General features: G+C 64.1%; 16 protein-coding genes. 6 read left to right on the top strand and 10 right to left on the bottom strand.

The window, feature by feature from the left end; all coding sequences use genetic code 11:
- Window positions 1-4: 4 nt before the first annotated feature.
- The 3 genes from MESS4_RS15425 to MESS4_RS15415 form a co-directional block, all read right to left on the bottom strand.
- Window positions 5-1,171, bottom strand: coding sequence for an ABC transporter substrate-binding protein (locus tag MESS4_RS15425; protein ID WP_006332410.1), 1,167 nt, complete (start codon window positions 1,169-1,171; stop codon window positions 5-7).
- Window positions 1,172-1,235: 64 nt separating this feature from the next.
- On the bottom strand, window positions 1,236-3,098 hold the full coding sequence (locus tag MESS4_RS15420; RefSeq protein ID WP_006332409.1) for a branched-chain amino acid ABC transporter ATP-binding protein/permease: 1,863 nt from the start codon (window positions 3,096-3,098) through the stop codon (window positions 1,236-1,238).
- A complete protein-coding gene (locus MESS4_RS15415) occupies window positions 3,098-4,264 on the bottom strand; it encodes an FAD-binding oxidoreductase (RefSeq protein ID WP_006332408.1) in 1,167 nt (388 codons plus the stop codon). The genes MESS4_RS15420 and MESS4_RS15415 overlap by 1 nt, the downstream gene beginning before the upstream one ends.
- Before the next feature lie 154 nt (window positions 4,265-4,418).
- On the opposite strand from MESS4_RS15415, the gene MESS4_RS15410 reads away from it, so the two are divergent.
- Genes MESS4_RS15410 through MESS4_RS15390 form a run of 5 tightly spaced genes read left to right on the top strand, consistent with a single transcriptional unit; the run spans window position 4,419 to window position 9,403 of the window.
- Window positions 4,419-5,342 carry a MurR/RpiR family transcriptional regulator gene (locus tag MESS4_RS15410; RefSeq protein ID WP_006332407.1) on the top strand — a complete coding sequence of 308 codons (924 nt, stop codon included), beginning with the start codon at window positions 4,419-4,421 and terminating at the stop codon, window positions 5,340-5,342.
- Complete coding sequence (locus MESS4_RS15405) at window positions 5,339-5,986, top strand: isochorismatase family cysteine hydrolase (RefSeq protein WP_006332406.1); 648 nt, start codon at window positions 5,339-5,341, stop codon at window positions 5,984-5,986. The genes MESS4_RS15410 and MESS4_RS15405 overlap by 4 nt, the downstream gene beginning before the upstream one ends.
- A complete protein-coding gene (locus MESS4_RS15400) occupies window positions 5,983-7,305 on the top strand; it encodes a glutamine synthetase catalytic region (protein ID WP_006332405.1) in 1,323 nt (440 codons plus the stop codon). The genes MESS4_RS15405 and MESS4_RS15400 overlap by 4 nt, the downstream gene beginning before the upstream one ends.
- A complete protein-coding gene (locus MESS4_RS15395; RefSeq protein ID WP_006332404.1) occupies window positions 7,305-8,090 on the top strand; it encodes an N-formylglutamate amidohydrolase in 786 nt (261 codons plus the stop codon). Before MESS4_RS15400 ends, MESS4_RS15395 begins: the two co-directional genes overlap by 1 nt.
- Window positions 8,087-9,403: an aspartate aminotransferase family protein gene (locus MESS4_RS15390; protein WP_006332403.1), complete on the top strand. Its 1,317-nt coding sequence runs from the start codon at window positions 8,087-8,089 to the stop codon at window positions 9,401-9,403. The genes MESS4_RS15395 and MESS4_RS15390 overlap by 4 nt, the downstream gene beginning before the upstream one ends.
- A gap of 33 nt (window positions 9,404-9,436) precedes the next feature.
- Here the strand turns inward: MESS4_RS15390 and MESS4_RS33560 are convergent, their stop codons facing one another.
- Both MESS4_RS33560 and MESS4_RS15385 read right to left on the bottom strand, forming a co-directional pair.
- The gene (locus tag MESS4_RS33560) at window positions 9,437-9,574 is read right to left on the bottom strand and encodes a hypothetical protein (protein ID WP_006332402.1); all 138 of its coding nucleotides are present in this window, start codon (window positions 9,572-9,574) and stop codon (window positions 9,437-9,439) included.
- A gap of 166 nt (window positions 9,575-9,740) precedes the next feature.
- Entirely contained in the window at window positions 9,741-10,427 is a 687-nt protein-coding gene (locus MESS4_RS15385; RefSeq protein WP_006332401.1) for a D-lyxose/D-mannose family sugar isomerase, read from the bottom strand.
- Between the two features lie 140 nt (window positions 10,428-10,567).
- On the opposite strand from MESS4_RS15385, the gene MESS4_RS15380 reads away from it, so the two are divergent.
- A complete protein-coding gene (locus MESS4_RS15380; RefSeq protein ID WP_006332400.1) occupies window positions 10,568-11,626 on the top strand; it encodes a D-TA family PLP-dependent enzyme in 1,059 nt (352 codons plus the stop codon).
- Between the two features lie 34 nt (window positions 11,627-11,660).
- On the opposite strand, the gene MESS4_RS15375 is transcribed toward MESS4_RS15380, so the two are convergent.
- The 5 genes from MESS4_RS15375 to MESS4_RS15355 form a co-directional block, all read right to left on the bottom strand.
- Window positions 11,661-13,292, bottom strand: a complete 1,632-nt coding sequence (locus MESS4_RS15375) for a sulfotransferase (protein ID WP_006332399.1) — start codon at window positions 13,290-13,292, stop codon at window positions 11,661-11,663.
- 46 nt (window positions 13,293-13,338) lie between these two features.
- Window positions 13,339-14,022 (bottom strand): outer membrane beta-barrel protein, encoded by a 684-nt coding sequence (locus MESS4_RS15370; RefSeq protein WP_006332398.1) that lies wholly within the window; start codon window positions 14,020-14,022, stop codon window positions 13,339-13,341.
- A 232-nt stretch (window positions 14,023-14,254) separates the two neighbouring features.
- Window positions 14,255-15,016 carry a heme ABC transporter permease gene (locus tag MESS4_RS15365; protein ID WP_006332397.1) on the bottom strand — a complete coding sequence of 254 codons (762 nt, stop codon included), beginning with the start codon at window positions 15,014-15,016 and terminating at the stop codon, window positions 14,255-14,257.
- A 103-nt stretch (window positions 15,017-15,119) separates the two neighbouring features.
- On the bottom strand, window positions 15,120-16,898 hold the full coding sequence (locus MESS4_RS15360) for a glucan ABC transporter ATP-binding protein/ permease (RefSeq protein WP_006332396.1): 1,779 nt from the start codon (window positions 16,896-16,898) through the stop codon (window positions 15,120-15,122).
- 355 nt (window positions 16,899-17,253) lie between these two features.
- Window positions 17,254-25,845 carry a glucoamylase family protein gene (locus MESS4_RS15355; RefSeq protein ID WP_006332395.1) on the bottom strand — a complete coding sequence of 2,864 codons (8,592 nt, stop codon included), beginning with the start codon at window positions 25,843-25,845 and terminating at the stop codon, window positions 17,254-17,256.
- Window positions 25,846-26,004 lie beyond the last annotated feature (159 nt).

The following is a 26,004-nucleotide window of genomic DNA, read 5'->3' as shown; positions in this document are numbered from 1 at the left end:
GATGTCACGGCGCCGGCACGTCGGCGGCGTCGGGGATCACGGTCTGGATGTGCTTGCCCTCACCGCCCTCATAGCGCATCAGCGCCACGGGCCGCAGCGGCATGCGGTCGGTGCCGGCATAGGTGATCTTGCCGGTAATGCCTTCGAAATCCTTGAGGCCGGCAATGGCGTCGCGGATAGCCTTGGGATCGTCCGAGCCGGCCGTCTTGACCGCCTGGTCCAGGATCAGCCCGATCTCGTAGCCATTCACCTCATAGGTCGATTCCGGCGCATGCCCGGCATATTTGGTGAAGGCGGCGTTGAAGGCTTCCAGCTTGCTGCCCGGCTCGGCATAGCCGGCCGCCGTATAGACGACGCCGTCGACCAGCTTGCCCAGAGCCTTGATGGTCGGCGTGCCGATGGCATCGGCGCCATAGACCGGAATGGTGACGCCGGCACCACGCAATTGCTGGATGAAGGCCGGAAAATCAGGCTCGTAGGCGGCCGTCATGATCAGGTCGGGCTGGTCGGCGAGGCCCTTGATGTTGGTGATCTCGGCGGAAAAATCCGGCTGGCCCATGGTGTAGGTGCCGCGGCCGGCAATGGCGCCGCCTTTCTTCTCGAACACCTTGCCGAAATATTCGGGCAAATTGGCGGTGTAGGTGGAATCCGGCGAGGTCAGCAGGAAGACCTTCTTCTTGCCTTCGGCGATGGCGAATTCGGCGACCGCGGTCGCCTGCACATTGTCGGCCGGATAGGTGCCGAACATGACGTCGCCGACCGCGCCTGTCAGCACCGGGGCGGAGCCGCACAGCGTCAGTGTCGGGATGCCGAGCGGCTGGGTGAGTTGGCCGACCGAGATCGAAGGATCGGCATCGCAAGGCGTGATCATGATCTTGGCGCCGGCGTCGATCAGTTCCTGGGCGACCGTGGCGGTCTGCGCGGTGTCGGAGCGCGTGTCCTTGATCACCAGCTTGACGGTGTATTTGCCGCCCAACCCGCCCTTGGCGTTGAGCTCATCAAGTGCCATGCGCAGGCCGGCAAGTGCGGGCTGGTCATAGGGGGCAAGGCCGCCGGTTTGCGCGGTGGCGGCGCCGATGACGATCTCCGCGGCGCTGGCGGTCGAAACGGCGGCGATGCCGAATACCGCCGCATAGAGAGCAGCGCGGTGAAGGCGATAAAGCGTTGGCATGTCGGTTCTCCTTCTGGATTTATTATCGTTGGCTGGATTTATTATCGTTGGTTGTTGTTGTGACTCATGCGGTTTCGTTTGCGGTGGTTTCACTGGGGGTCTTGGCGCGGGCGGTGCGGCTGCCGAGATAGGCGGCGATGACGGCAGGGTTGTTTTGCACCTCGGCCGGGGTGCCGTCGGCAATGACGCGGCCGTGGTCGATGACGACGATGCGTTCGCAGAGATTCATCACCAGCCGCATGTCGTGCTCGATCAGCACGACGCCAATGCGGCGCTCGGTGCGAACCGCCGACAGGATCGACACCAGCTCGGCGGTCTCGACGGCGTTCATGCCGGCGGCGGGCTCGTCGAGCAGCAGGAAGCGCGGCTTTAGCGCCAGCGCCCGCGCCACCTCCAGCCGGCGACGCTGGCCGTAGGCAAGCCTGGCCGCTGGGTGATCGGCTGACTTCGCCAGCCCCATGCGGGAAAGCTCGCGCATCGCCGCTGCCTCGGCCTGGCCAAGGTCAGGCTCGACCTGACGGGCCGCGACGACGACGTTTTCCAGCACAGTCATAGCGGGGAAGACGCGGATGTTCTGGAAAGTGCGGGCAACGCCCGAGCGGGCGAAGCGGAAGGCGGACGCCGCTCTCACCGCGCCACCGATCGACACGGTGCCGGCGCTTGGTTCGACATCGCCGGCCAGCATGTTGAGCAGCGTCGTCTTGCCGGCGCCGTTCGGACCGATGATGCCGGTGATGCTGTCGGTGTCAAAGGCGAGCGTCACGTCGTCGACGGCGACGACGCCGGCATAGCGCCGTGACAGATGGTCGGCCGCCAACCGGTCGCGCTCGACATGCAGCAGCGGCGCGGCCGTGGACGTTACAGCCCGGCCGCCGGGCCGGCGCAAAAGATTCAGTTCGCGCTCGCCAAACAGGCCGGTCGGCCGGCGCCAGATGATAAGAATCATGGCGATCGCAAGCACGCCCTGGGTCAGGCCGAACAGCACCGGCAGATGGAGGCCGAACACTTCGCCACCGCCTTCGAAGCGGCGCACGATTTCAATCACGGTAATGGTGACGACAACGCCGGTGAAGGCGCCAAGCGAGGAGTTCATGCCGCCGACGATCAGCATGGCGAGCAAGGTGAAGCCGAGATCGAAATAGAAATCGCGCGGCGAAAAGGCGCCAAGGAACTGCGCCATCATGGCACCGGCGGCCATGGCGGCAACCGTGCCCACCACCCAGGCGGCCAGCCGCGAGGTGCGCTGGTCGACGCCGACGGCGGCAGCACCCCGCTCGTCATTGGCGGCGGCGCGGGTGGCGAGCCCGAAGGCGGTTTCCCGGAACAGCCTCGCCGCCACCAGCGCCACCGAAGCGATGCCGACAGCGGTCCACAATCCGACCTCGCGCGGCACGCCGTAGAAAGGCTGGCTGCCGCGGGTGATCTCTCGGCCGGCGACCAGCAGCGTATAGACGATGATCAGCATGGCGAGCGTTGCGATCGACGCGCTCGACCCGGACAGTCTCAGCAAAGGCGTGCCGGTTAAAAACCCGATGACGATCGCAAGGACCAGCACCACGGCGAGTGCGGCGAAGAAAGAGAGTTCATAACCAGCGAGGAATTGCGGCAGATCGCGCAACGCCGTGCGCTGCAGTGCGGCCGGCATGGTCAGGATGCCGGTGGCATAGGCGCCCAACCCGACAAAGGCGGCGTGGCCGAAGGAGACGATGCCGCTGTTGCCGGAGAATATCTGCAGGCCGAGCACCGCCGTCAGCATGATCGCGGCATAGGTGACGACCCGCTGCATGGCGGCACCGCCGAACAGGAAGATGATGAGCGCAGCCAGCAGCAGTGCCACCACCATGCAGAGCGCATCGGCGCCGGCGTTGCGGAACGCGGCCGGCATGAAGGACCGGCCGGGGCTTTCGCTCATCGCTACCTGCGCCATCACGCAGCCTTGAAGCGGCTGGGCGAGAACGGCGCCAGGATCGGCTGGGCGCCTTCGCCGACCAGTCTTGCAATCGCCTCGCCGACCGCCGGCCCGGTCTTGAAGCCATGGCCGGAGGAGCCGGCGGAAACGAACAGCCCGTCGACGCCGGGCATGGCGCCGATGACAGGCAGGTCGTCGGGGCTCATGTCGTAGAGCCCGGCATAGCCGGGGCGAATGCCGAGCTTGGCCATTGCCGGCACCCGCGTCGCAAAAGTCTCGAGGATCTCGACCGATTCCGCTTCCTCGACGCCTTCCATGTAGTCGTCGGGGTTGTCGACGAAACGCGGACGGCCCGCATGCTCATGGCGCAAGCCGGTGCCGCCGCCGGCCCAGGTGCCGGCCAGAATGACGCCATCATTGTCGGGCCGTGCATAGTTGCAGGAGATGTCGTCGCACCAGGCGAAGGGCATGATCTTTCGCGCCTTGCCGGCGGCGTCGAGCACCGCCATCGGATGGCGCTCGACATGCAGCGGCAGATCGAGGCCGACCGTCGCCAGCAGGCGGCGCGTCCACGGTCCGGCGGCGAGCACCACGGCATCGGCCTTCAGCACAGTGCCATCGGCGAGCACCACGCCGGTGATGTGGTCGCCCTCCTTCACAAGCCGGTCGACAAGCGTGTTCTGCATGATCTTCGCGCCGCGTACCTTGGCGGCGCGGGCAATCGCATTGGTGGCGCCGAAGGCATCGGCATAGCCATATTCGGGCTCCCACAGCGCCAGCGCGACATTGTCCAGCGCAAAGCCGGGTGCCGCGTCGGCGAAGGCTTGCGGCGACAGCGTCTCGATCAGCGCACCCTCGCCGCGAATGCGTTCGGCGGCAGCCTTCCAGCTCGCCTCATTGTCGTTGCCGCAGACCCACATCATGCCGACTTCCGTGACGAAGGAACCCTCGCCGGCGATCTCCTCCAGCGACACCAGGATCTCGCGACCACGGATGGCGAGCCGCGACAGTTCCGGCATCAGGTAGAAAGCGTGCAGCAGTGCCGAGGACTTGCCGGACGGCCCGCCTGCGGGATGGGTCTGTTCGACAAGCGTCACCGCCACACCGGCCGCGGCAAGATGATAGGCGGCGCTCGATCCCACTATACCCGCGCCAACGACGATGACGTCGCTTCCGTTCCGCATGGCTGTTCCCCACAGTCTCTTGGCTACTTTCGGACAAGCTAAGACCAGTCGTTCGACTATGTCAATATCTCTTCATTGTTGACCGAAATCAAAATCCCTGTAATAAACTCGACACAACGAGGCAGAGAGCCCAACACGGATTTCGGGGAGGCCAATGGCGATACGCGATGTTCTGATGCGACAGGACCTGGCGCTGACGCCGTCGGAGGAAAAAATCGTCCGGCTGCTGCTGACCGACTATCCGACATCCGGCCTCGGCACCGCCTCGGCGCTGGCGCGGCGCGCCGGCGTCAGCGACCCGACCGTGGTCAGGCTGGTGGTGAAGCTCGGCTATGAGGGTTTCCCGGATTTCCAGGCGAAACTTCTGGCGGAGGTCGAGGCCAGGCTGCACTCGCCCTTGCTGATGATGGAAGCCAAGCGGCCGTCCGGCGCGGAAGATAGCGCGATCCTCGCCTATCTCGGCTCGGTCGGTGCTGCGATCGAAAAATCAGCCGGCATCACGCCGCTGCAGAGCTACGACCGCGCGGCCCGCCTGCTGATGGAGGCCAGGGGCGATGTGGTTATGCTCGGCGGCCGTTTCAGCCGTCATGTTGCCGGCATGCTCGCCGGCTACATGCTGCAGTTCAGGCCCGGCGTGCGCGACATCGGCACGCTGTCGGCACAGGCCTTCGACACGCTGGCCGATCTCGGCCGCCGTGACGTGCTCGTGGTCTTCGACTATCGTCGCTATCAGTTCGACGTCATCGAATACACCAGGCAGGCCGCGGCGCGCGATGTGCGCATCGTGCTGTTCACCGATCAATGGCTGTCGCCGATCGCCGATCTTGCCGAAGTCACCATCGTCAGCCCGCTGGAAGTCGCCTCTCCCTACGACACGCTGGCGCCTGCGATCGCGCAGATGGAGGCGCTGGTCGCCCATATCCTTTCGACGCTGGGCGATGACGCCCGCGAGCGCATTGAACGGCTGGAAGAGGTGCGGCATGCCAATGCCGTGACGCTCGACAGCGAGAACCCGCAAGAGAAACGCCGGACGCCCGGACCAAAATCAGCCAGAGCAAGACAGGACCAGAAAGCATGACGCAATCGCTGCCCAAACGAAACGAGCCCTTCCGCGTCGGCGAAACCGCGCTGCTTGTGGTCGACATGCAGCGCGTCTGGCTGGAGCCTGGCGCCGACCCGGGGCACCCCGAACGTGGCCCTGATCATTATTTCTACAGGCAGACGGCGTCGCAGACGATCCCCAACCAGGAACGCCTTTTGGCGGCAGCTCGCGCCAACGGCGTCGAGGTCCTCCACACCATCATCCAGAGCCTGACGGAAGACGGCCGCGACCGCTCGCTCGACCACAAGCTGACGCCGATCCATATCGCTCCCAGCCTGCCGGAAGGCCTGCCAGTGCCATCGCTGGCGCCGGTCGGCGACGAGATCATGCTGCCGAAGACGTCGTCCGGCATCTTCAATTCGACCAATGTCGACTACGTCCTGAAGAACCTCGGCGTGCGCTACCTCGTGGTTGTCGGCATCATGACCGACCAGTGCGTCGACATGACGGTGCGCGACGGCGCCGACCGCGGCTACCTCGTCACCTGCGTGTCGGATGCTTGCGCCGCGGCGACGCAGGAACGCCACGACATCGCACTCAAGGCGTTCGGCGGATACTGCTGGGTCACCGACACCGACACGGTCGTCGCCCGCTTCAAAGCCTTGGGAAAAGCTGCATGACATCGACTGTCGAACCTCTCGTTGCCGTCGTCACCACCGATCTTTCCGCCATCACGCGCGGCCGCTCGGTGGTCGAAAGCAAGCTGCAGAAGATCGCCGCCACCGGCGTCGGCTGGCTGCAGGCCAATCTGTCGCTGACAGCGTTCAATTCCATCGTCGATCCCAATCCCTGGGGTTCGTCCGGCGACGTGCGGCTGATGCCCGATCTCAACGCGCGCTTTCGCACGACGCTGACGGGATCGGCGACGCCCTTCGACATGGTCGCCGGCAACATCGTCGAGCTCGACGGCAGCCCGTGGGTCGGCTGCACGCGCACCATGCTGAAAGACGCCTTGGCCGAACTGAAGGCCGCGACCGGGCTTTCGGTCATCGCCGCCTTCGAGCATGAATTCCACATTGCCGACGCCGGCTTCGCGCCGGGCCACTCAATGTCGTTCGCCGCGCTGCGCCGCGCCGACCCGTTCGCGCCCAATCTGATGGCGTCGCTGGAGGAAGCGGGCGTCGCTCCCGAAGTGGTGATCGCCGAATTCGGCAATGAGCAGTTCGAGGTGACGCACGAGCCCGCGGACGCGCTCACCGCCGCCGACCGTGCGGTCGCCATCCGCGAGATCACGCGCGAAGTGGCGCGCACCGCCGGCTGGCGCGCCAGCTTCACGCCCAAGGCAGCCCCCGATGCGGTCGGCAACGGCGTCCATATCCATTTCAGCTTCGTCGACGAGGCCGGCAAGCCGGCGACCTACGATCCGAAGGGTCCAGGTGGCCTGTCCAGCCGGGCCGGCGCCTTCTGTGCCGGCGTGCTACGGCATTTGCCTGGGATCACCGCAATGACGGCATCGAGCGTGTCGTCCTACTACCGGCTGAAACCGCATAGCTGGAGTTCGTCCTATACCTGGTTGGCCGATCGCGACCGCGAGGCGTCCTTGCGCATCTGCCCGACGGTGACGATCGGCGGCCGCGATCCGGCTAGGCAGTACAATATCGAGTACCGGGCGGCTGACGCCACCGGCAACCCCTATCTGTCGCTGGCTGCCATCGTGCGGGCGGGACTGGAGGGGCTGAAGGCCAAGCTGCCGGCGCCACCGCTGGTGACCGGCGACCCGACACTGATGAGCGAGGCGGAGCGCGCCAAGCTCGGCCTCGTGCGATTGCCGGAAACGCTGCCGGCGGCGCTCGATGCGCTCACCGCCGACAGCACCGTCACCGGATGGTTCGCGCCTGTCTTCGTCGAGACCTTCGTCGGCCTCAAGCGGCATGAGAGCGAGCGCCTTGCAGGCCTCGATCCCGTGGCTGTCTGCGATCTCTACCGGACGCTCTATTGATGGTTATGCAGCTCGGAAAAGGCATCCAGCCTGAAAAAGATTGGCCGGCGGCCGTCGAGGTCCTCAACGAAGGCGGGGCCTCCGACATCGTGCTCCTGTGCGAGCACGCGTCGAACCACATGCCGGCCGAATATCGCCAACTCGGTCTCGATGCCAGCCATCTGCAACGCCACATCGCCTGGGATATCGGCGCCGCCGAAGTGACGCGCCTGCTGTCGGCGCGGCTCGAAGCGCCGGCGTTCCTCAGCGGTTATTCTAGGCTGCTGATCGACCTCAACCGGCCGCTCGGGACCAGCGGCAGCATCCCGGTGTTGTCCGAAGACACCGATATTCCCGGCAATGTCGGGCTTGACGAGGCCGAGCGCGAACGGCGCGCCGCAATCATGTTCACCCCGTTTCATGACCGGGTGGCCGCGCAACTCGACCGTCGCGCGAAGGACGGCAGAGCGACCCGGATCGCGACGATCCACTCCTTCACGCCGGTTTTCCTCGGGATTGCCCGGCCCTGGCATGCCGGCGTGCTTTACGACCGCGCCGGCGATTTCGGCGAAGCAATCCTTGCCGGACTGCGCCGCGACGGCAAGCTCAACGCCGCGGCCAACGTGCCCTACGTGATCACCCGCGACGCCGACTACGCCGTGCCGATCCATGGCGACGATCGCGGCATTCCCGCCGTGCTCATCGAGATCCGGCAAGACCTGTTGGCGAGCCGCTCGGGCATCGAGGCATGGGCGGACCGCGTGGCCGCCGCCTTGCCCGCGCAGCAAAAGGAGAAGGCTTCATGAGCAATCTCAGCCTGCGCGAGCGCGACGCGGCAACCATCGCCCAGATCGGCAAGCTGCGTTTCTCGCCGCTCAGCCTCATCGGCGGCCAGGGCAACCGGCTGATCGAGGAAGGCGGACGTTCGCTGCTCGACCTGTCGGGATCGGCCGGCCCGGCCATTCTCGGCTACGGCCATCCGGCCGTCGTCGAGGCGGTCGAAGCCTCGATCCGCGACATGGCGGGCGCCAGCCTCTTGCTCTACCCGAACGAGCCGGCCGTCTCGCTGGCCGAGCGGCTGCTGGCGATCACGCCCGGCAATGACGAGCGCCGGGTCTGGTTCGGCCATTCCGGCTCGGACGCCAATGACTGCGCCGTGCGCGTCCTGCAGGCCGCCACCGGCCGCTCGCGCTTCATCTCCTTCATCGGCTCCTATCATGGCAATCTTTCCGGATCGATGGGCATCAGCGGCCATACCGCCATGACCCACACGCTGCCGAGGCCAGGCGTGCTGTTGCTCCCCTACCCCGATCCCTACCGGCCGCAGTTCAGCGCCGAGGCCGTTCTTGCCCTGCTCGACTACCAGTTCGAGACCACCTGCCCGCCGCATCAGGTGGCGGCCGTGTTCATCGAGCCGCTGATGTCGGATGGCGGGCTGATCGTGCCGCCGCCGGGTTTCCTCAAGGCGTTGCAGGAGCGTTGCCGCAGGCACGGCATCAGAATAGTCGTCGACGAGGTCAAGGTCGGGCTGGCGCGCACCGGCATGATGCACTGTTTCCAGCATGAGGGTCTGACGCCCGATCTCGTGGTCTTCGGCAAGGGCATCGGCGGCGGCCTGCCGCTATCGGCCGTTATCGGACCAAAGGAGATCATGGATCACGCGCCGGCCTTCGCGCTGCAGACGACCGCCGGCAACCCGGTGGCGACCTCCGCCGGCAATGCGGTGCTGAAGGCGATCGAGACAGATGGCCTGGTCGAACGCTCGGCGCGTATCGGGGCGCTATTCTCCGACGCGCTCAGGGCGCTCGGTGCAAAACACGAGATCATCGGCGACGTGCGCGGCCGTGGCCTTGCCGTCGGCGTCGACCTGGTCAAGGACCGCTCGACGCGTGAGCCGGTGGCGGCGACGACGACGGCCAAGATCATCTATCGCGGCTATGAGCTGGGTGCGGCCTTCACCTATGTCGGGCTGAAGGCCAATGTGCTCGAATTCATGCCGCCGCTCACGCTGACCGAGGACGAAGTGGCCGAAGGCATCGCTATCATCGACCAAGCGATCGCCGATGTCAGCGCCGGCAAGGTCTCCGATGCGGACGTCGCCTCGTTCATGATGTGGTAGGCGGGCGTGATGTGGTAGCCGGGGACCCTCCCGCTATGAGAAGATTTCCGCCAGTTCTTCGACGCTGATGCCTTCCTTGACCTGACGCAGTTCGACATAGCTGACCGCCGTCGCGATCGACATCACCATCGACGTTACGCTCGTCACCAATGCGTCCACCACAGCACCCACCGTCCCTCCTCCAAACAGGGCGGTTGCGGTGCCAAGCGCCAACTGAATGGCCACCACGGCGATGATCAGGATAAGGAACAGGCCGTTCCTACGTTTTATTAAGCGGAGGGTTCATTGACCAAAGATGGCGCAAATTTTGCCAACCGCCAAGACCGCCCGTCCCTGCTTACCCCACCCACTTCTCGTAGTCGGACACGAGCAGGTGCAGCGGCGCGACATCCTCGTCGATGTCCGCGAAGCGGCCGATCGGTTCGCGGAAGACATTGTCTGTGAGATCGTCGTTAACGGTCGAAACCTCGCCGATCAGCACATCCTTGCCCTCGGCCCAGAAGGCGTGCCAGACGCCCGGCAGAAGCGTGACGCTCTGGCCCGGGTCGAGCTTCAGCAGCCCGCCCGCCGGCAGCCTGTGGATGGTTCCGTCGACAGGCACCGATACCTCGGCCTTCGGATCGATGCCGCCATCGCGATCGTGCATGAACAGTTCCAGCACCAGTCTGCCGCCGCCACGGTTGATGATGTCCTCGGCCTTGATGTTGTGGCGGTGCATTGGCGACAGCTGGTCCTTGCGCGAGATCATGATCTTCTCGGCATAGAGCATGCCCATGCCCTTCTTCATGTCCTCGTAGCGACCGTTGCGAACGGTGAACAGGAAGAGGCCGAGTTCGCCAAACTTGCCCTGGCCGAAATCGGTGATGTCCCAGCCAAGCCGGGAGGAGAAGATGGCCGACGAATCCTGCCGGCGCGCCTTCATCTCTTCCGGGCTCCAATAGGCGAAGGGCGGCATGATGTAGCCGAACGAGCGAATGAAAGTGTCGGCATCGCGGATGATGTCGTTGACGGTGGAGCGTTTCATGATCGTGATCCCTTCTTCAGGCGGCGCCTACAGCGCATAGCCGAACACCGATCCGGTGTCGACGTAAACCACATGCTGGCCTCATGACATCCGGGCCGATCAGGGCCATAAGTCCAGGCAAATCCCCAAGGTAACAATCCATGCGCAGCATAGACGACCTCGATACGCCGGCGATCCTGATCGACGCCGCCCGCGCCGAAGCCAACATCGCTCGCGCCCAGGCCCATGCCGACCGCCATGGGCTGAAGCTCAGGCCGCACATCAAGACGCACAAACTGCCATACTGGGCGAAGAAGCAGGTCGCGGCGGGTGCCGTCGGCATCACTTGCCAGAAGATCGGCGAAGCCGAGGTGATGGCCGATGCCGGGCTCTCCGATATTTTTCTGCCCTACAATATTCTTGGCCGCGCCAAGCTGGAGCGCCTCAAGGCGCTGCATGGCCGCGTCACACTGTCTGTAACGGCGGACAGCGTGGAGACGCTGGAAGGGCTCGCGACGACGTTCACCGATGCCGGCCGCCCTTTGCCGGTGCTGGTCGAATGCGACACCGGCATGGGCCGCTGCGGCGTGCAGAGCCCCGGTGAGGCGGTGGCGCTGGCCAGGGAGATCGCCAAGGCCAGGGGGCTCGCCTTCGGCGGGCTGATGACCTATCCGGCCGCCGGCCGCGCCACAGAGGCCGAAGCCTGGCTTGCCGGCGCACGTGACGCACTCGCCGCATCCGGCCTTGAATGCCAGCGCATCTCCAGCGGCGGCACACCGGATATGTGGCGCTCGGGCGAGGACAGCGTCGTCACCGAATACCGGCCCGGCACGTACATCTATCTCGACCGCTACCAGGTCGCCAAAGGCGTCGGTGGGCTCGACGATTGCGCGCTGACGGTGCTGTCGACGGTGGTCAGCCACCCGACACCGACGCGCGCCATCCTCGATGCCGGCAGCAAGGCGCTCTCCAGCGACACACTGGGGCTTGCCGATTTCGGCGAACTGCTGGGTATTCCTGGCGCGAGGGTGACCGGCCTCAGCGAAGAGCATGGCAATGTCACGCTTTCGGGCGAGACAAAACTTCGCATCGGCGAGCGCGTGCGCGTCGTGCCCGATCATTGCTGCGTGGTTACCAATCTGTTCGACGAGGTGCATCTGGTCGACGGCGACAAGGTGCTTGAAACGCTGCCGGTGGCAGCGCGCGGTCGGATGGGGTGAGCTTGGCGTCGTTCGGACCGAACGCCCGTTTGGATCAGGGTTGGACAAGCGGACCCAGTGCAGCCCTCAGTGGATCGAGGGCATCGCCATACAGCTTCCAGCGCTCGACCGAGGACGAATAGATCGGCTGGCGCACCTGCCAGCGGCTTGGCGTGCGCACCGTGCGCTCGGTTTCGTGGAAACGCAGACACGCATCGTCCCATTCGACCTCTAGGAATCCGATCAATCCCCGAGCGCGGGGGTCGAGATCGGCCACGGTTTCCTCGTAGGGCATGTCGTGGATGGCCAGCGGAACGACCCTGGTCCAATGGCGCATCAGGCGATCATATTGCCGGTAGTACTGCCCAAGCTTGGTCAGATCGGCATTGTAGCCGTGGGCATCGGAGAAATTATGCATGAAACAGGACGTGCAATTGTCCATCGGGTCACGCCGGCAGTGGACGATGCGGGCATTTGGTAAAATGAGGCTGATGAAGGCCAGCAGCTCGAAATTATGCGGCATCTTGTCGACGACACGCGCCGCCTTGCCGTTGCGCTTGTTGAGATAGCCGAGATATTTCGAGCCAAGTTCCTTCGCCTTCGCCGGTGTAAGCGCCGCCATGGCCTTGGCGAAAACCGCCGGGTCAAGCTGGTCAAATCCAAGTTCGCCGGCCAATGAACGGATGGTCGGCAGCTCGCCGGCGCCATGGATATCGTGATGGCTGGCGCATATCTGCTCGGTCAGCGTTGTTCCCGAACGTGGCATACCGACGATGAACACCGGCCGTTCGGATGGATTGCCGAACTTTGGCCGCGCTTCGAAAAAGCCGGCGTCGAACGTTTCGATGAAGCTGTCATAGAGCCGCGTGTGCAGGGCAATGTCGAAATCATTGCCGGAAATTGCCTTGGCCCTGGCGAAATGATGGATGGCCAGGCGATACTCGTGCTGGTCGTTGAGGATTTTTCCGGCGGCGTGGTGCAGGACGACCCGCTCACGATCGGTGGTCATCGGCAGTTCGAGGCGGGCCAGCACCAAGGCCAGGGCTGGATCGCCCTTGACGGCCTGACGCGCGAGCGCCAGCCCGGACAGCGCCTCGACATTCGCCTTGTCGACGGCGATGGCGCGGCCAAAGCATTCGACCGCCTCGGCTTGCCGGCCCATGTCGGTGAGCAGGTCGCCCATACCGACCAGCGCCGTCAGCGATTGGCTGTCGACCGCCAGCGCGCGGCGATAGAAACCCTCGGCGATATCGCCATCGAGTTGGCTCCGGTAGGATTTGCCGAGATTGCACAAGGCCTCGACAAGCCGGTCGTCGAGCTCGATCGCTTTTTTCAGATGCTTGCGCGCCAACTCGATGTTGCCGGTCAGGTTGTAGGCGTTACCGAGATTGTTGCGGAAAATGGCGTTGCCCGGTTCGAGCTTGACCGCGCTCTTCATAAAGTCGATGGCCGTCTCAATTTGTTGGGCCTCGATTGCCAGCGTGCCCATCAGATTGAGCGCCATGGCATTTTTGGGCTGCCGGCGAAGCACGGTCTGGTAGCAGAACTCGGCTTCGCGAAAGCGCTTGCGGCGCTGCAGGTCGACGCCGCGCTGCAACGTCTCCGGCGCCGACTCGCCAGCGGCCGGGAGAAAGTCCTGGACCATGGCCGGAAGACCGACAGGCTGCCGGCGTGGCAAGAGCGGCATCCTTCACCCCCAATCGCCGGATATCACGGCAATCAGCGTGAACCAATCAGAATTTGAATGTGACGCCAAGCTGCAGATTGTGGGAATTCAACTTGCCGTCCGAGAATACAGCATTGCCTTCGCGAGAGGAATCGAAGTCGACGCTGGAGACGGCCTTGAACCTGTAGCCGAAATCGAGGTCGATATTCTGCGCCAGCGCGTAGGTGACGCCGGCTCCCGCCTGGCCGGCGAAACCCCACCCACCAGACCCGTATCCATAGGCGTGACCACCCCAAGTTGTGTCGGCGGTCACGTAGGCGGCGCCGATGCCGCCACCGACATAGAGCTTGGCATCGCCAAAATGGGCAACGTCGGCCCAGACGTTGGCGAGCAGATAGGTAGCGGACAAATCGCCGTCAGCCGGAAACCAGGGATGCCCACCCTCCAGATACGAACTCGCCTTGTAGCGCGCATAGGACAGTTCGCCTTCGACGCGGAACACATCGTTGAGCCGCTTACCAACGACGCCGCCGATCACGAAGCCGGTGTCGAAGTCCATCGAAAAGTCGTTGTTGTAGTAGTAGTCCTCATGCGTTTTCACGCGATTTGGGAAGCTGGCGCCACCAAATAGCGTGACGTACCATAGGTCCTGAGCCGCCGGAACTTCGACCGCCGCGTCGGCGGCATTGGCTGAGTTCCAGCCAAGCGTCAAGGCCATTGCGGAGACACCAGCAAGCAGACGCACTTTCATCGACAAAATCCCCCACGGCAATTAACAGGCAAATATAATGCATCACTTCCGGTGCACGGCTTAGCTGTCAACAGTGAAAACGAGGGCAGGATCGAAGTTATGGAGATCGCTGTTGCAGCATTGCAACATGCCTGCTTCGGCGGTCACAGATAGTGTTGATGCAGGATACGTGGTTGTCAGGCGAACCAGAGTGAAATGACGGCCAACTCAGGCGCGTCCCTCTAGACTAAGACTAGTGGTGCTTATCGGCCTGCCTCGCCGCAACGCGTCGCATGGAAATGACGCGGCGGCGGCGGATTTCGGTGCGCATCGCGGTCAGATGCAGCGCGAAAAACAGCACGGTGAAGCCGAGCGCCATTACCAGCAGCGGCCTCAGCATGGAGGGGTCGATGGTCGCGCCGCCCATGCGGAACACCGAAGCCGGCTGATGCAGCGTGTTCCACCAGTCGACCGAGAATTTGATGATAGGGATGTTGATGAAGCCAACCAGGGTGATGATGGCGGCGGCCCAGGCAGCGCGGCTTGCGTCGTCGAGCGCGCGGGTCAGCGCGATGATGCCGAGATACATCAGGAACAGCACGAAGACCGAGGTCAGCCGCGCGTCCCACACCCACCAGGTGCCCCACATCGGCTTGCCCCAGATCGAACCGGTGATCAGCGCAAGGGCCGTAAAGACGGCGCCGATCGGTGCGGCCGACTTAAGCGCGACATCGGCCAGCGGATGGCGCCAGACCAGGGTGCCAAGTGCTGAGACCGCCATCAGCGTGTAGCACATCATGGCCAGCCAGGCGAAAGGCACATGGATATACATGATGCGCACGGTGATGCCCTGCTGGAAATCCTCCGGCGCCGTGAAACTCATATAAAGCCCGACGGCAAGGATGAGCGCGGCGACGATCGCCAGCCACGGCACGACCTTGTCGGCCAGCCCGACGAAGCGCGTCGGGTTGGCAAGATCCATCCAGCCGGTCAGGCGTGAAGTCGTGTCGCTCATGCGGCTCTACATAAACCGGCGGGACGCTTGCGGCAATCGAGTGGTGGTGTCGCAAGCAGCTCTTGCCTTCTCCCCTTGTGGGAGAAGGGAAAGCCGCGCACGCTCAGGCGGCCTCGCCCTGCTGCTGCACGGTGCGGCTGAGGCGGCGAACCTCCTCGTCGTTGAGCAGGCCACCGGCGCGCAGCAGGCTGGCAAAGCGGCCATTGCGCATCGACAGTTCGGCGAAGCCACCCATTTCGACCACCTTGCCCTTGTCCATGAACACGACCAGATCGGCGTCGCGCACAGTGGTCAGGCGATGGGCGATGATGAAGGTGGTGCGGTCGCGCCGGAGTTCGTCGATCGCCTCCTTGACGCGGTCTTCCGTCTCGACATCGAGAGCACTGGTTGCTTCGTCGAGAACCAGGATAGGCGCGTCCTTCAGCACGGCGCGGGCAATGGCGATGCGCTGGCGCTCGCCGCCAGAAAGCTGGCCGCCACGTTCGCCGACAAGCGTGTCGTAGCCTTCGCTCTTCGACAGGATGAAATCCTGAGCCGCGGCGGCATAGGCGGCGGCGTGGACCTCGTCATAAGTCGCCTCGGCCCTGCCAACGCGGATATTGTCCTCGATCGAACGGTTGAGCAGACCGGCATCCTGGAACACCGTGGCGATCGAGTGGCGCAGCGACCTGCGGGTCACGGTGCGGATGTCGATGCCGTCGATCAGGATACGGCCGCTGGCCGGTGTGAACACGCGCTGCAGAAGGTTGATCAGCGTGGTCTTGCCCGCGCCTGTCGGACCGACGATGGCGACGGTCTGGCCGGCCTGGACCTCGAACGACACGTCGTCGACGCCCTGTCCGGAATTGGCGAATTCGAAACCGACATTCTCGAAACGCACATGGCCGGTGACACTGCCCAGTTCGCGCAAGCCTTCCGGTTCCGCCGCATCGGCGGCGGAATCTTCCAGCCGATAGAACTCTTCCAGCTTCGCTCTCGCCTCGGAAATCTGATTGGCGAAAGCCGACATCTGGTCGAGGCGAGCGATCAGCAACGTGGCAAAGCCGGTAAAGGCGATAACGTCGCCTATGCGCAACTGACCGTGCGTCACCAGATAGGCGCCGATCAAGAGCACAACCATCATCGAGATGGTCGACGACAGGCGGTGCAGCGCGTTGGCCATCGCCCACCAGTCGAGCACCGGGTTCTGGGCATCGAGCAGGTTCTTGACATAGCGCTTCAACGCGTTGGTTTCGTGGCCGATGCGGTTGTAGCTCTGCAGCACGGCGACGTTGTTCACGGAGTCGGTCACATGCGCGAACACCCTGTGGTAGTGTCGCTCCACGGCCGCCTGGCCTTCCTTGGTGCGCCGCATCACCAGCCGCCCAATGCCGACATACAGAACGCCGAGCGCGAGCAGGACCATCGACATGCGCAGGTCCATGCTGATCGCTGTGGGGACCAGCAGAACCAGCGCAACGGCGGTGGACAAATGCTGCCGCATGAATTCGAGCCACAGGCTGAACAAAGTCTCGACAGCGCGCAGAAGCGTATGCAGGGAGTTGGAGGTGCCGCGCTGATGATGCCAGGCAAGCGGCATGGTGATCACGCGTTCGAACGACTCGCAAAGAACCTCGCTGCGCCGCTTATGGGCAAAGCGGTCGGCGCCGCGTGCCACCAGAACGAAGGCGACGATGTTGAAGGCGCCGAGACCGGCCCACAGCCCGAGCGTCGAAAAGACGGAGCCGCGTTCCGAGATGGCATCGATCACCCGTCCGAACATGATCGGCTCGAGGATCGCGATGATGGCGAGAGCAACATTGGCACCGCAGATAAACGCAACGCGTTTCCTGTCGGCAGCGAGATAACCCAGCGCTCTCCAGTAGATTTGCAGAAGGGACACTTCAGCTTACTCCGCCAAACTATTTATTGTGCACTGCATCATTTCCAGAGTCGTACCGGTTGATGCGTCGCAAAACAATGCTCCTGTACCGCGTCAGTTCCCATTTCGCGAACAAAACATAGCGACGGTACGAAATCTGCCGTGATCACCTAACGGTTTGAGATAAAAGGTGAAATGTCAGCCTTGCGGCGAAATCATGGCAGCGGACGGGCGCTGCCACAATTTTAATCACCGAGTGATTACGCGTCGCCCCAAAAGGCCGCGGTCAGCTTTTTGGAAGGGACTATGCGCAAGCAAAGGCGGTGGAGCCATGCGCGTCGTCAGACACGCGCAGAGACATTCTAAATCGTTGAAATTAAGCAGGTATCCGAACGACCACCTCGACTTTGTCGCCAGCCTTGGGTTCGAAAGACGAAGCTTTTGTCTTTGTACCATTCACTTCAAGCAATATGGCTTTCACCTTCTTGTCGCGGATAACGCGAACCTTCAGTTCGGCCCCCAACATCTTGAGCGTTGCCGAGTAACCATCCCAATGGCTAGGGAGTTTCGGCTTGAACTCGATACGCTGTCCTCGGCGCTCTATGCCGAGGATGCCCTCGACCGCGGCACGATAAAGCCAGCCGGCCGAGCCGGTATACCAGGTCCAGCCGCCGCGACCGCCCTTGCCTGGTCCGGCATAGACGTCGGCCGCCACAACATAGGGCTCGACGCGATAATGCTCCGCAGAGGCCTCGTCGAGCGCGTGGTTGACCGGATTGAGCATGGAAAAGCAGCGGTAGGCATCATCGGTGCGCCCCATTTCAGCGAGCGCGATGACAAACCATGTGGCCGCGTGAGTGTACTGGCCACCGTTCTCGCGGACTCCCGGCGGGTAGCTCTTGATGTAGCCCGGGTCCTTCTCTGTCCGGGAAAAGGGCGGGGTGAACAGCTTGACGATCTTGAGCTCGTCGTCGACGAGCATCTTCATTGCCTGCTGCATCGCGGTCGTCGACCGCGCCGGATCGCCCTCGCCCGACAGCACGCTCCATGACTGCGCGATCGAGTCGATCTTGCACTCCTCGGAATTGCGAGAGCCGAGCGGCGTGCCGTCGTCGAAGCTGCCGCGACGATACCATTGCCCGTCCCAGGCCGTGCTTTCCAGCGCCCGCTTCAGCCCATCCGCGTGCTTTGTCCAGGCCTGCGCACGCTTGGTGTCGCCTTGGGCCTTGGCGACGGGGGCAAAGTCGCCCAGCGTCTTCAGCAGGAACCAGCCCAGCCAGACGCTCTCGCCCTTGCCGTGCTCGCCGACGCGGTTCATGCCGTCGTTCCAGTCGCCGCCGAGGATCAGCGGCAGCCCGGCCGGGCTGCTGCGCTTGACGGCAAGATCGAGCGCTCGCGCGCAATGGTCGTAGAGCGAAGCGGTCTTCTTCGAAATCTCCGGGGTGAAGAAGGCATCGTGCTCGCCCTCGCCCAGCGCCTGTCCGTCGATGAAGGGCAGTTGCTCCCCGAGGATCGCGGTGTCGCCAGTCACCAGCAGATAACGTGCCGTGGCATGGGCGAGCCAGACCACATCGTCGGAGATCATGGTGCGCACGCCTGCCTCGGTGCGCGGCAGCCACCAGTGCTGCACATCGCCTTCGGGGAATTGCCGCCGCGCCGCATTGAGGATCTGGTCGCGCGCCAGCCCGGGATCATGGGCAAGCAGGGCCAGCGTGTCCTGCAACTGATCGCGAAAGCCAAAGGCGCCGCTCGCCTGGTAGAAGGCCGAGCGGGCGCGGATGCGACAGGCAAGGCTCTGATAGGGCAGCCAGTGGTTGACCATGGCGTCGAGCGCCTTGTCCGGCGTCTCGACCTGTATGGTGTCGAGAAAGCCTCGCCAAACGCGCTCGTTGCCGGCCAGCCGCTCGTCGAAATCCTTGCTGCGGTGCTGCAGCACCAGGGCGCTGGCTTCCTCCACGGAGGCAGCGTCGCCGAGCAGCCAGATGAGCGTCACGTCGCCGCCGGCAGGGATATCGACGTCGCGCGCGATTGCGGCACAAGGATCGTCGCCGGCCTCGACGCGGCCCGACAGGGCGGCGCCAGTCAACACCGCATGCGGAAACTCGCTGCTGCCGTGCCTGCCCAGAAACTCCGTGCGGTCGGCCGTCACCGACTGTGCCGCACCGTCGGCGGCCAGGAAGGCGACCCGCTCACTGAAGTCGAGCCCGTAGGGGTTTTGCGCCAGCAACGCGCCGGTCGCGGCGTCCCTGGACGGAACGATGGTCGCTGCCGTGCGCGACCGATGGCTGCCAAGAACCCATTCCGCATAGGCATAGACGCGCAGCCGCGCCGGCACGGAACCCGAATTCTGGATGCGCAGCCTCGAGATCCTCACCGGATCGACTGGGTCCACCACATGGGTAAGGTCCATCGACAGCGGTCCACGCTTGGAACGGAAGGTCGAAAAACCCTGCCCGTGCCATGTTTCGTAGGTCATGGCGGGATCGCGCACGACGGCGGCCAGCGGCGAGAACGCCTTGCCGCTGGCATGATCGTAGACATAGATGCCCTCGCCCGGCCGGTTGGAGACCGGGTCGTTCGACCATGGCGTCAGCTGGTAGTCGCGGCTGTTGCGGCTCCAGGTGAAGGCGGCGCCCTCAGCCGAAACATGGAAGCCGAACGACGCGTTGGAGACGACGTTGATCCAGGGCTGCGGCGTCGCGCGCCGGCCGGCAAGGCGAGTGACATAGTGGCGTCCGTCGCCGTCAAAACCGCCAAAACCGTTCCAGAGGCTCAGCCCGCTGCCGTCGGCGCGGCTTTCGATCAAGGCCTGGGCCGCCAAGGCCCGCGCCATTGTCGGCGCCGGCAAGGACGGCTCACGAAGCGCCGTGGCGCCGGCCGGCTGCAGAGCATCCCGCGCCTGAAGCGCGGCGGCCTCGGCGCGCTCGATCTGGTCGAAGATGGTGCCGTTGCGCGTGTGCAGCACGATGCGCGCGGCAGCGAGCAGCGTCTTGTAGGTCGCCTCGTCCATCAGGTCGCGGCGCACCGCGAAGATGTGCTGGCGCGGTCCGAGCTCCTTACCACGCAAGCGGCTGTTTTCGCACAATGTCTCGACCGCCCGCTGCAGGTCCTGCACGTAGGACGAGGCCTGTTCGTTGACGACGACGAAATCGATCATCATGCCGCGGGCGCGCATATATTCCTGGAAGCGGAGCGCCTGGGCGACAATTTCCAGGTCGGCGACATCGCCGATCCTGACCAGGAAGATCGGAAAATCGCCAGATATGCTGGTCGGCCACAGGTTGGATTGCTTGCCGAGCCCGGAGGCGATGGATTCCGCGGGAAGGCGCAGGAATGGATCGGGATAGATCAGATAGCGCGCCAGCTTCTGCACATTGGCGGCGTCGGTCAGGCTGAGGCCGAGGTGACGGGTCTGCACCTGGCTGCGAGTCCAGGCGAGCATCGCCTGGCGGGCGAAGCTTTCCGGATGGTCAAGGCGCGCAATGGCTTCGTCGAGTTCGGCGCGCTCGGCGCCGACGACGGTCCAGAAGGTCAGCGATATCTTCTTGTTGGCAGGGACGCGCACCTGCCGGCGCAGCGATGCGACCGGGTCCAGCGTGAAGCCAGAATGGCCGCCAAGCTTGGCGCCTGGATCGAAGGCGGCGGCCTCAGTGATGGTGCGGCCGCGGCCGATGAAGGCGCGCCGGTCGGTTTCGGCCTCGGCGTCGCGCGCCGGTCCAGACGGATCGGTGACGAAGTGCACCATCGTGACATCAGGTTCGTCGGTTTCGCGTTTGCGCCGTGTCGCGAAGATCGCACCCTTGTTGGCGGCGATTTCGGTTTCCACGAACATCTTCGAAAATGCCGGATGCGCGTAGTCCGAGGCCTCGGATCCCAGCACCAGTTCGGCAAACGAGGTCACTTCGATGTGCCGGTCGGTGGCGCCATCATTGTAGAGCGTCACCCGCCGGCCTTCGCCGTTGCCTTCGGAAATGACGATGCATTCGACCTCCGAGCGCAGCGATCCCACGGATTTGACGAAGCTCGCCTTGTCGTCGGAGAACAGCGTCTGCACGCGTTCGTCCGTCGCGCGCTTCGGCTCTGCTGTAGCCGACCACCAGTCGCCGGTGCCGGCGTCGCGCAGGAAGATATAGGAGCCAAGCCGATCCTCGGTCGGATCCGGCTGCCAGCGGGTAACGGCAAGCTCGCCCCAGCGACTGTAGCCCGAGCCGGTGGCGGTGACCATCACCGAGTAGCGGCCATTGGACATGACGCTGGTCGAACGCAGTGCCTTGAGCGGATCAAGCACGATGCGCGTGTCCGGGCTCTCGACTTCGGTTTCATCCTTCGAGCGCTCGTCGGCCTCGGTCCTGACGGTCGCGGTCGGGATGTCGCGCGGCGCCCTTTCCTGCAGCAGCAACTCGGCCGACTCGATCACCGGATCCGAGTGGAAGCGGTCGCGCAGGCGCCCTTCGAAGATGGCGTCGGCAACGGCGGCGATCGACATGCCGGAGTGGTGGGCCATGTAGTTCAGCACGACGGCATGATCGGTGCCTTCGGGCACGCGCTGCGGCGTGAAATCCACCGCATCATAATAACCGTGCCGGCCAAGCGCGCCGATGGCCTTCAGCCTGGCCAGGTTCTGCACGGATTCGCGCGGGGTGAATTGTGCGGCAAGAATTGTCGCGTAAGGCGCGATCACGGTGTTCTGACCAAGGCCGCGCTTCAGGCCGAGCCCGGGCACTCCGAAATTGGTGTATTGGTAGGTCAGTTCGCGGTCGCGGGCGTTGTAGGCCGCTTCCGAAATGCCCCAGGGCACATTCTTCGAGCGGGCATACTGGATCTGGCGCTTGATGATCAGCTTGCTGGTCTGATTGAGGATCGAGCCTTGCGGCTCCTTCATCACCAGCGGCGGCATCAGGTATTCGAACATCGAGCCGGACCAGGACATCAGCGCGCCCTGGAAACCAATCTCGACGATCGGCCGGCCGAGCCGGAACCAGTGTTCGGTCGGCAGGTCGCCCTTGGCGATGGCGAACAGGCTGGTCAGCCGCGCCTCGGAAGCGAGAAGGTCGTAGCAGCTTTCGTCGAGCTGATGCTCCTCGACCCGATAGCCGATCGAGAGCAGCTTGCGTTCCTGCCGCATCAGGAAGGAGAAATCCATCTCGAAGGCGAAGCGGCGGGTGCGCTCGCGCAGCGCCAGCAGCTTGGCACGCAAGGCCTCGACGGCATTGTCGTCACTGTGGGCGTCATGGACATGCGCCTCGCAGGTGGCCTCCAGCCTGGCCGCCCAGTCGGCGATGACGTCGCTGCGCGTCGACACGGCCTCGGTGTGGATGGCCACGGCGAGCTTGCGGATCTCGCCGGCCAGAACAGCCAGGTTGATGGTGCGGATCGACGCCATCTCGGGCTGCGCCTTGATCGACAGGACCGCCCGCCGCATGCCATCGAGGCGGTCGGCGAGACGCTGGCGCAACGGCCGCAACTGGCGGCGGTCGTCAGGCAATTCCTCGAGGCTTTCGTCGAGGATCGTCACCGTGTCGAGGATGCCCTCGAAGTCTCCCTGGAGATGGACGGAAGGCGCTTCCGCCCATTCGGCGCAGGCGGCGGCCACCGCCACCAGATGGCCGGCGAGATTGCCGCTGTCGACGGCGGAAATATAGAGCGGATAGAGCGGCTTCAGCGTCGTCGTGTCGTACCAGTTGAAGAGATGGCCGCGGTCGCGCGGCATGCTCTCGATGGTCGTCATGGTGGCGTCGATACGGGTGATGGCGTCGGACAGGCTGATCCAGCCGAAGTCGCGCGCCGAAACCACGGACAGAAGATAGACGCCGATATTGGTCGGCGAGGTACGCGGCGCGACGACGGGCGCCGGGCTCTCCTGGAAATTGTCGGGCGGCAGATTGTGGTGCTCGGCCGTGACGAAGGTCTCGAAATAGTGCCAGGTGCGCCGCGCGACGGTACGCAGCGCATGGATGTCGGACGCCGATATGCGCAGCCGATCCTCGGTTTCAGCCGAGCGGCTGATCCAGCAGGCGACGGCCGGCGAGCCGATCCAGAACAGCGCGAAAAAGAAGGCGACGAAGGCGCCGGTGGAATCGGCGAGCACCGGTATGGCGAGGCCGACGACGCCGATGATCACGGCGCCATACATCATGCCATAGTAGGAGCTAAGATCATTGTCGCCATTCTTGTGCGCCTGCGAGGCGGTGCGCCATTCGAGCAGGTTCTGCCGGCTGACGAACAGGCGGTAGAGAGTGCGGATGATGGCGTCGCCCATCATCCAGGCATTGTGCGCCATCAGCACGATCTTCAGCGCTACCAGCGCGGTGCCGAAGACCACATCGTGCGCCAGCGCCGAGAAATGGCCGCGTGGCGTCTGGTCGCCGCTTTTCGGCAGGATCGAATTGACGATATCGAAGGTCGGCGCCATGAACAGCGTGAGGATCAGCAGCGCCTGCCACTGCGCGGCCTGCGTGAAAGGCAGCAGCGTCCAGCCGGCGATCGCGGCCATTACCCAGAAGATCGGTGTCAGCGAGCGGCGCAGATTGTCGACCATCTTCCAGCGCGACAGCGCAGGCACGCCCGAGCGCGGGTCGAGGATGAAGCCCAGCAACTGCCAGTCGCCGCGAGCCCAGCGATGGTGGCGCGAGGCGTCGACCGAATAGCGGGTCGGATAGTCCTCGACCAGTTCGACGTCGGTGATCAGCGCCGAGCGCGCCAGTGCGCCTTCGAGCAGGTCGTGGCTGAGGATGGTGTTTTCCTCGATGCGACCCTTCAGCGCCGCCTCGAAGGCGTCGACATGATAGAGGCCCTTGCCGGTGAAGGAGCCGTCGCCGAAAACGTCCTGATAGAGATCCGACACGGCGAAAACGTAAGGATCGAGGCCGCGATTGGCCGAAAAGATCCGCTGGAAGAAGGAGGCGTCGTCGCCGCTGGTCAGCGAGGCGGTGATGCGCGGCTGCAGGATGGTATAGCCCGATGTGACGACGCGCTTTGCCGCATCGAAATGCGGGCGGTTGAGCGGGTGGCAAAGCTTGCCGACCAAAGTGGCGACGGCATCGCGGGTGGTACGCGTGTCGGCGTCCAGCGTCATCACATGGACCACGTTTTCAGGCAATGGCACATCCAGCGGCAGGAAGGTGGTGTCGCTGTCGCCGCGCAGCAGAAGGTCCAGCTCGTGCAGCTTGCCGCGCTTGCGCTCCCAGCCCATCCAGACACCCTGGGATTCGTTGTAGAGCCGCCGGCGGTGCAGGACATAAAAGCGGGGCCCGCCCTCGCTGGGATAGCGGGCGTTCAGCCGCGCGATCTCGTCACGCGCATATTGGAGGATCTCGATATCGGCCGCATCGATTTCGGTCTTCGAGTCCGGCCAGTCCGAAAGCAGCGCGAAATGGATTTCGTCCTCGGTGTTGGCGAGATGATGCACTTCGATGTTGCGGATGTTTTCCTCGACGTCGTCGCGCGAGCCGATCAGCGACGGCACCACCACCAGCGTGCGCGCCTCGGGCGGCAGACCATGCCTGTAGTCGTAGCCGATGAGACGCGTCGGCTTCAGGAACAACGATACGACGGTGTTGAAAAAGGCGAGCGCGCCTTCGCTGGCCGGCACGGCAAACAGCGCCAGCATCAAAACGATGGAAGGCACGGACAGTCCGAGATTGGCAAGCGCATTGCCTGAGAGGACCAGAAGCAGGACCGTCAGCGCGAACACCGGCACGACGATGCCCAGCCATCCGGTCTTGCGGAACGCCCGTTTGACCGCGACGCTTACGGTCGGCCGATAGCCGATCGCCTTTTCCAGTTCCAGCCGGCGCGGGCCGACGAGAAAGAAGCCGACGTCGGTGTGAGCGATCGGACCGGTTTCGGCGGCAGAGGCATCCGAAACCGGGGCATCGGTGACGGAGGCATGACCGGCGAGTTCGATCGCCTTTTCGGCGACGCGAAATTCGGAAAGATCGGAGCGGCGCGCCAGCGCCTCGATGGCTGTCCGGTACTGGTCGCGCGAGAAGAAATCGAGCGCGGCGAAATCGGTACGCTCGCGCAGAAGCGTGTCGATGCGGCTGACGCCTTCGAACCACACCGTCCAGTCGATATCGTTGATTAGTCTGAGGCCGCGGATGATGTTGCCGGTGGTCACATTGCCGCCGGACAGCGTGCGATGCTCGCCGATGATGATTTCCTCGGCGTCGGAGCCGGTCTTTTCAAGCTCGCCTTCCAGCCATTCCAGCGCCCTGCCGGCGTTCTGCGATCCGTCGCGCAGACGGTAGAGCAACTGGGTGGCAAAGGTGGTGTCCTGGGCATGGGCGCCGTAGTTCGACAGGATGGCCTGGCGGTCGGCGCTGTCGTCGGTCGCCAGCACGCGGTCGGCGACTTCGTTGGCGATCTGGCGCATCTGCCTTGTGCGATTGACCCTGACCGCGATCCGGCGAAGATTTTCGATCAGCACGAAGCGCAGCAGCGACGGCAATGCCCAGAGCTCGCCGATCTTCAGCGGTTCGACCGACTGGAAGCCTTCGACGATCGCCTTGAACATGCTCGCCGAGACGGAACTGTCGGAATGCGCGACATAGGTCCAGGCCAGCGCCAGCGCACGAGGCACGACAGCGCTTTCGGACAGCTTCAGGGTCGGCAACTGCCGGTAGAAACGGCGCGGCAGGTCGCGCTTGACCTGGAAGATGGTCTCTTCGACCAGATAGTTGTTGTCGAGCAGCCACTGCGCGGCCGGCGTGATGGTTTCGCCCCTCGCCTGCGCGGCATTGGTCGAGCGGTAGACCTCGAGGATCTTCTTGGCGCTGTCGCGGATGCGCGCCTGAAAGTCGAACGGGGTCAGACCGAACAAATCCTTGAGGTCGCCCTTGGCGAGGCTTGCGCCCAGCGTGCGCAGGCGATCTTCCGGCAGGAAATGGGAGCGTATCGGCTCTTCGGTGATGGCCGGGAAGCTCGCGCTCGTCTTTTCCATCTGGGTGGGATTTGTCTGGATATTCATTGAAAATTCCGCATGGGGGGGCGCGATGCGGCGTCACCGCCACGGCAATGTCCCTAAAACCGGTTCAAATGCAATTGGTTGCATCACGACAATTGGCCGAAAGTTATGTCCGCACCACGACAGGGCGTCGTCTTCGACAACTTCCGGACGAGCGCCCCT

The sequence above is a fragment of the Mesorhizobium sp. STM 4661 genome (assembly GCF_000359125.1).
Taxonomy (GTDB): domain Bacteria; phylum Pseudomonadota; class Alphaproteobacteria; order Rhizobiales; family Rhizobiaceae; genus Mesorhizobium.
The sequence above is the reverse complement of the archived record's forward strand: the minus strand, read 5'-3'. Positions and strand labels throughout refer to the sequence as shown.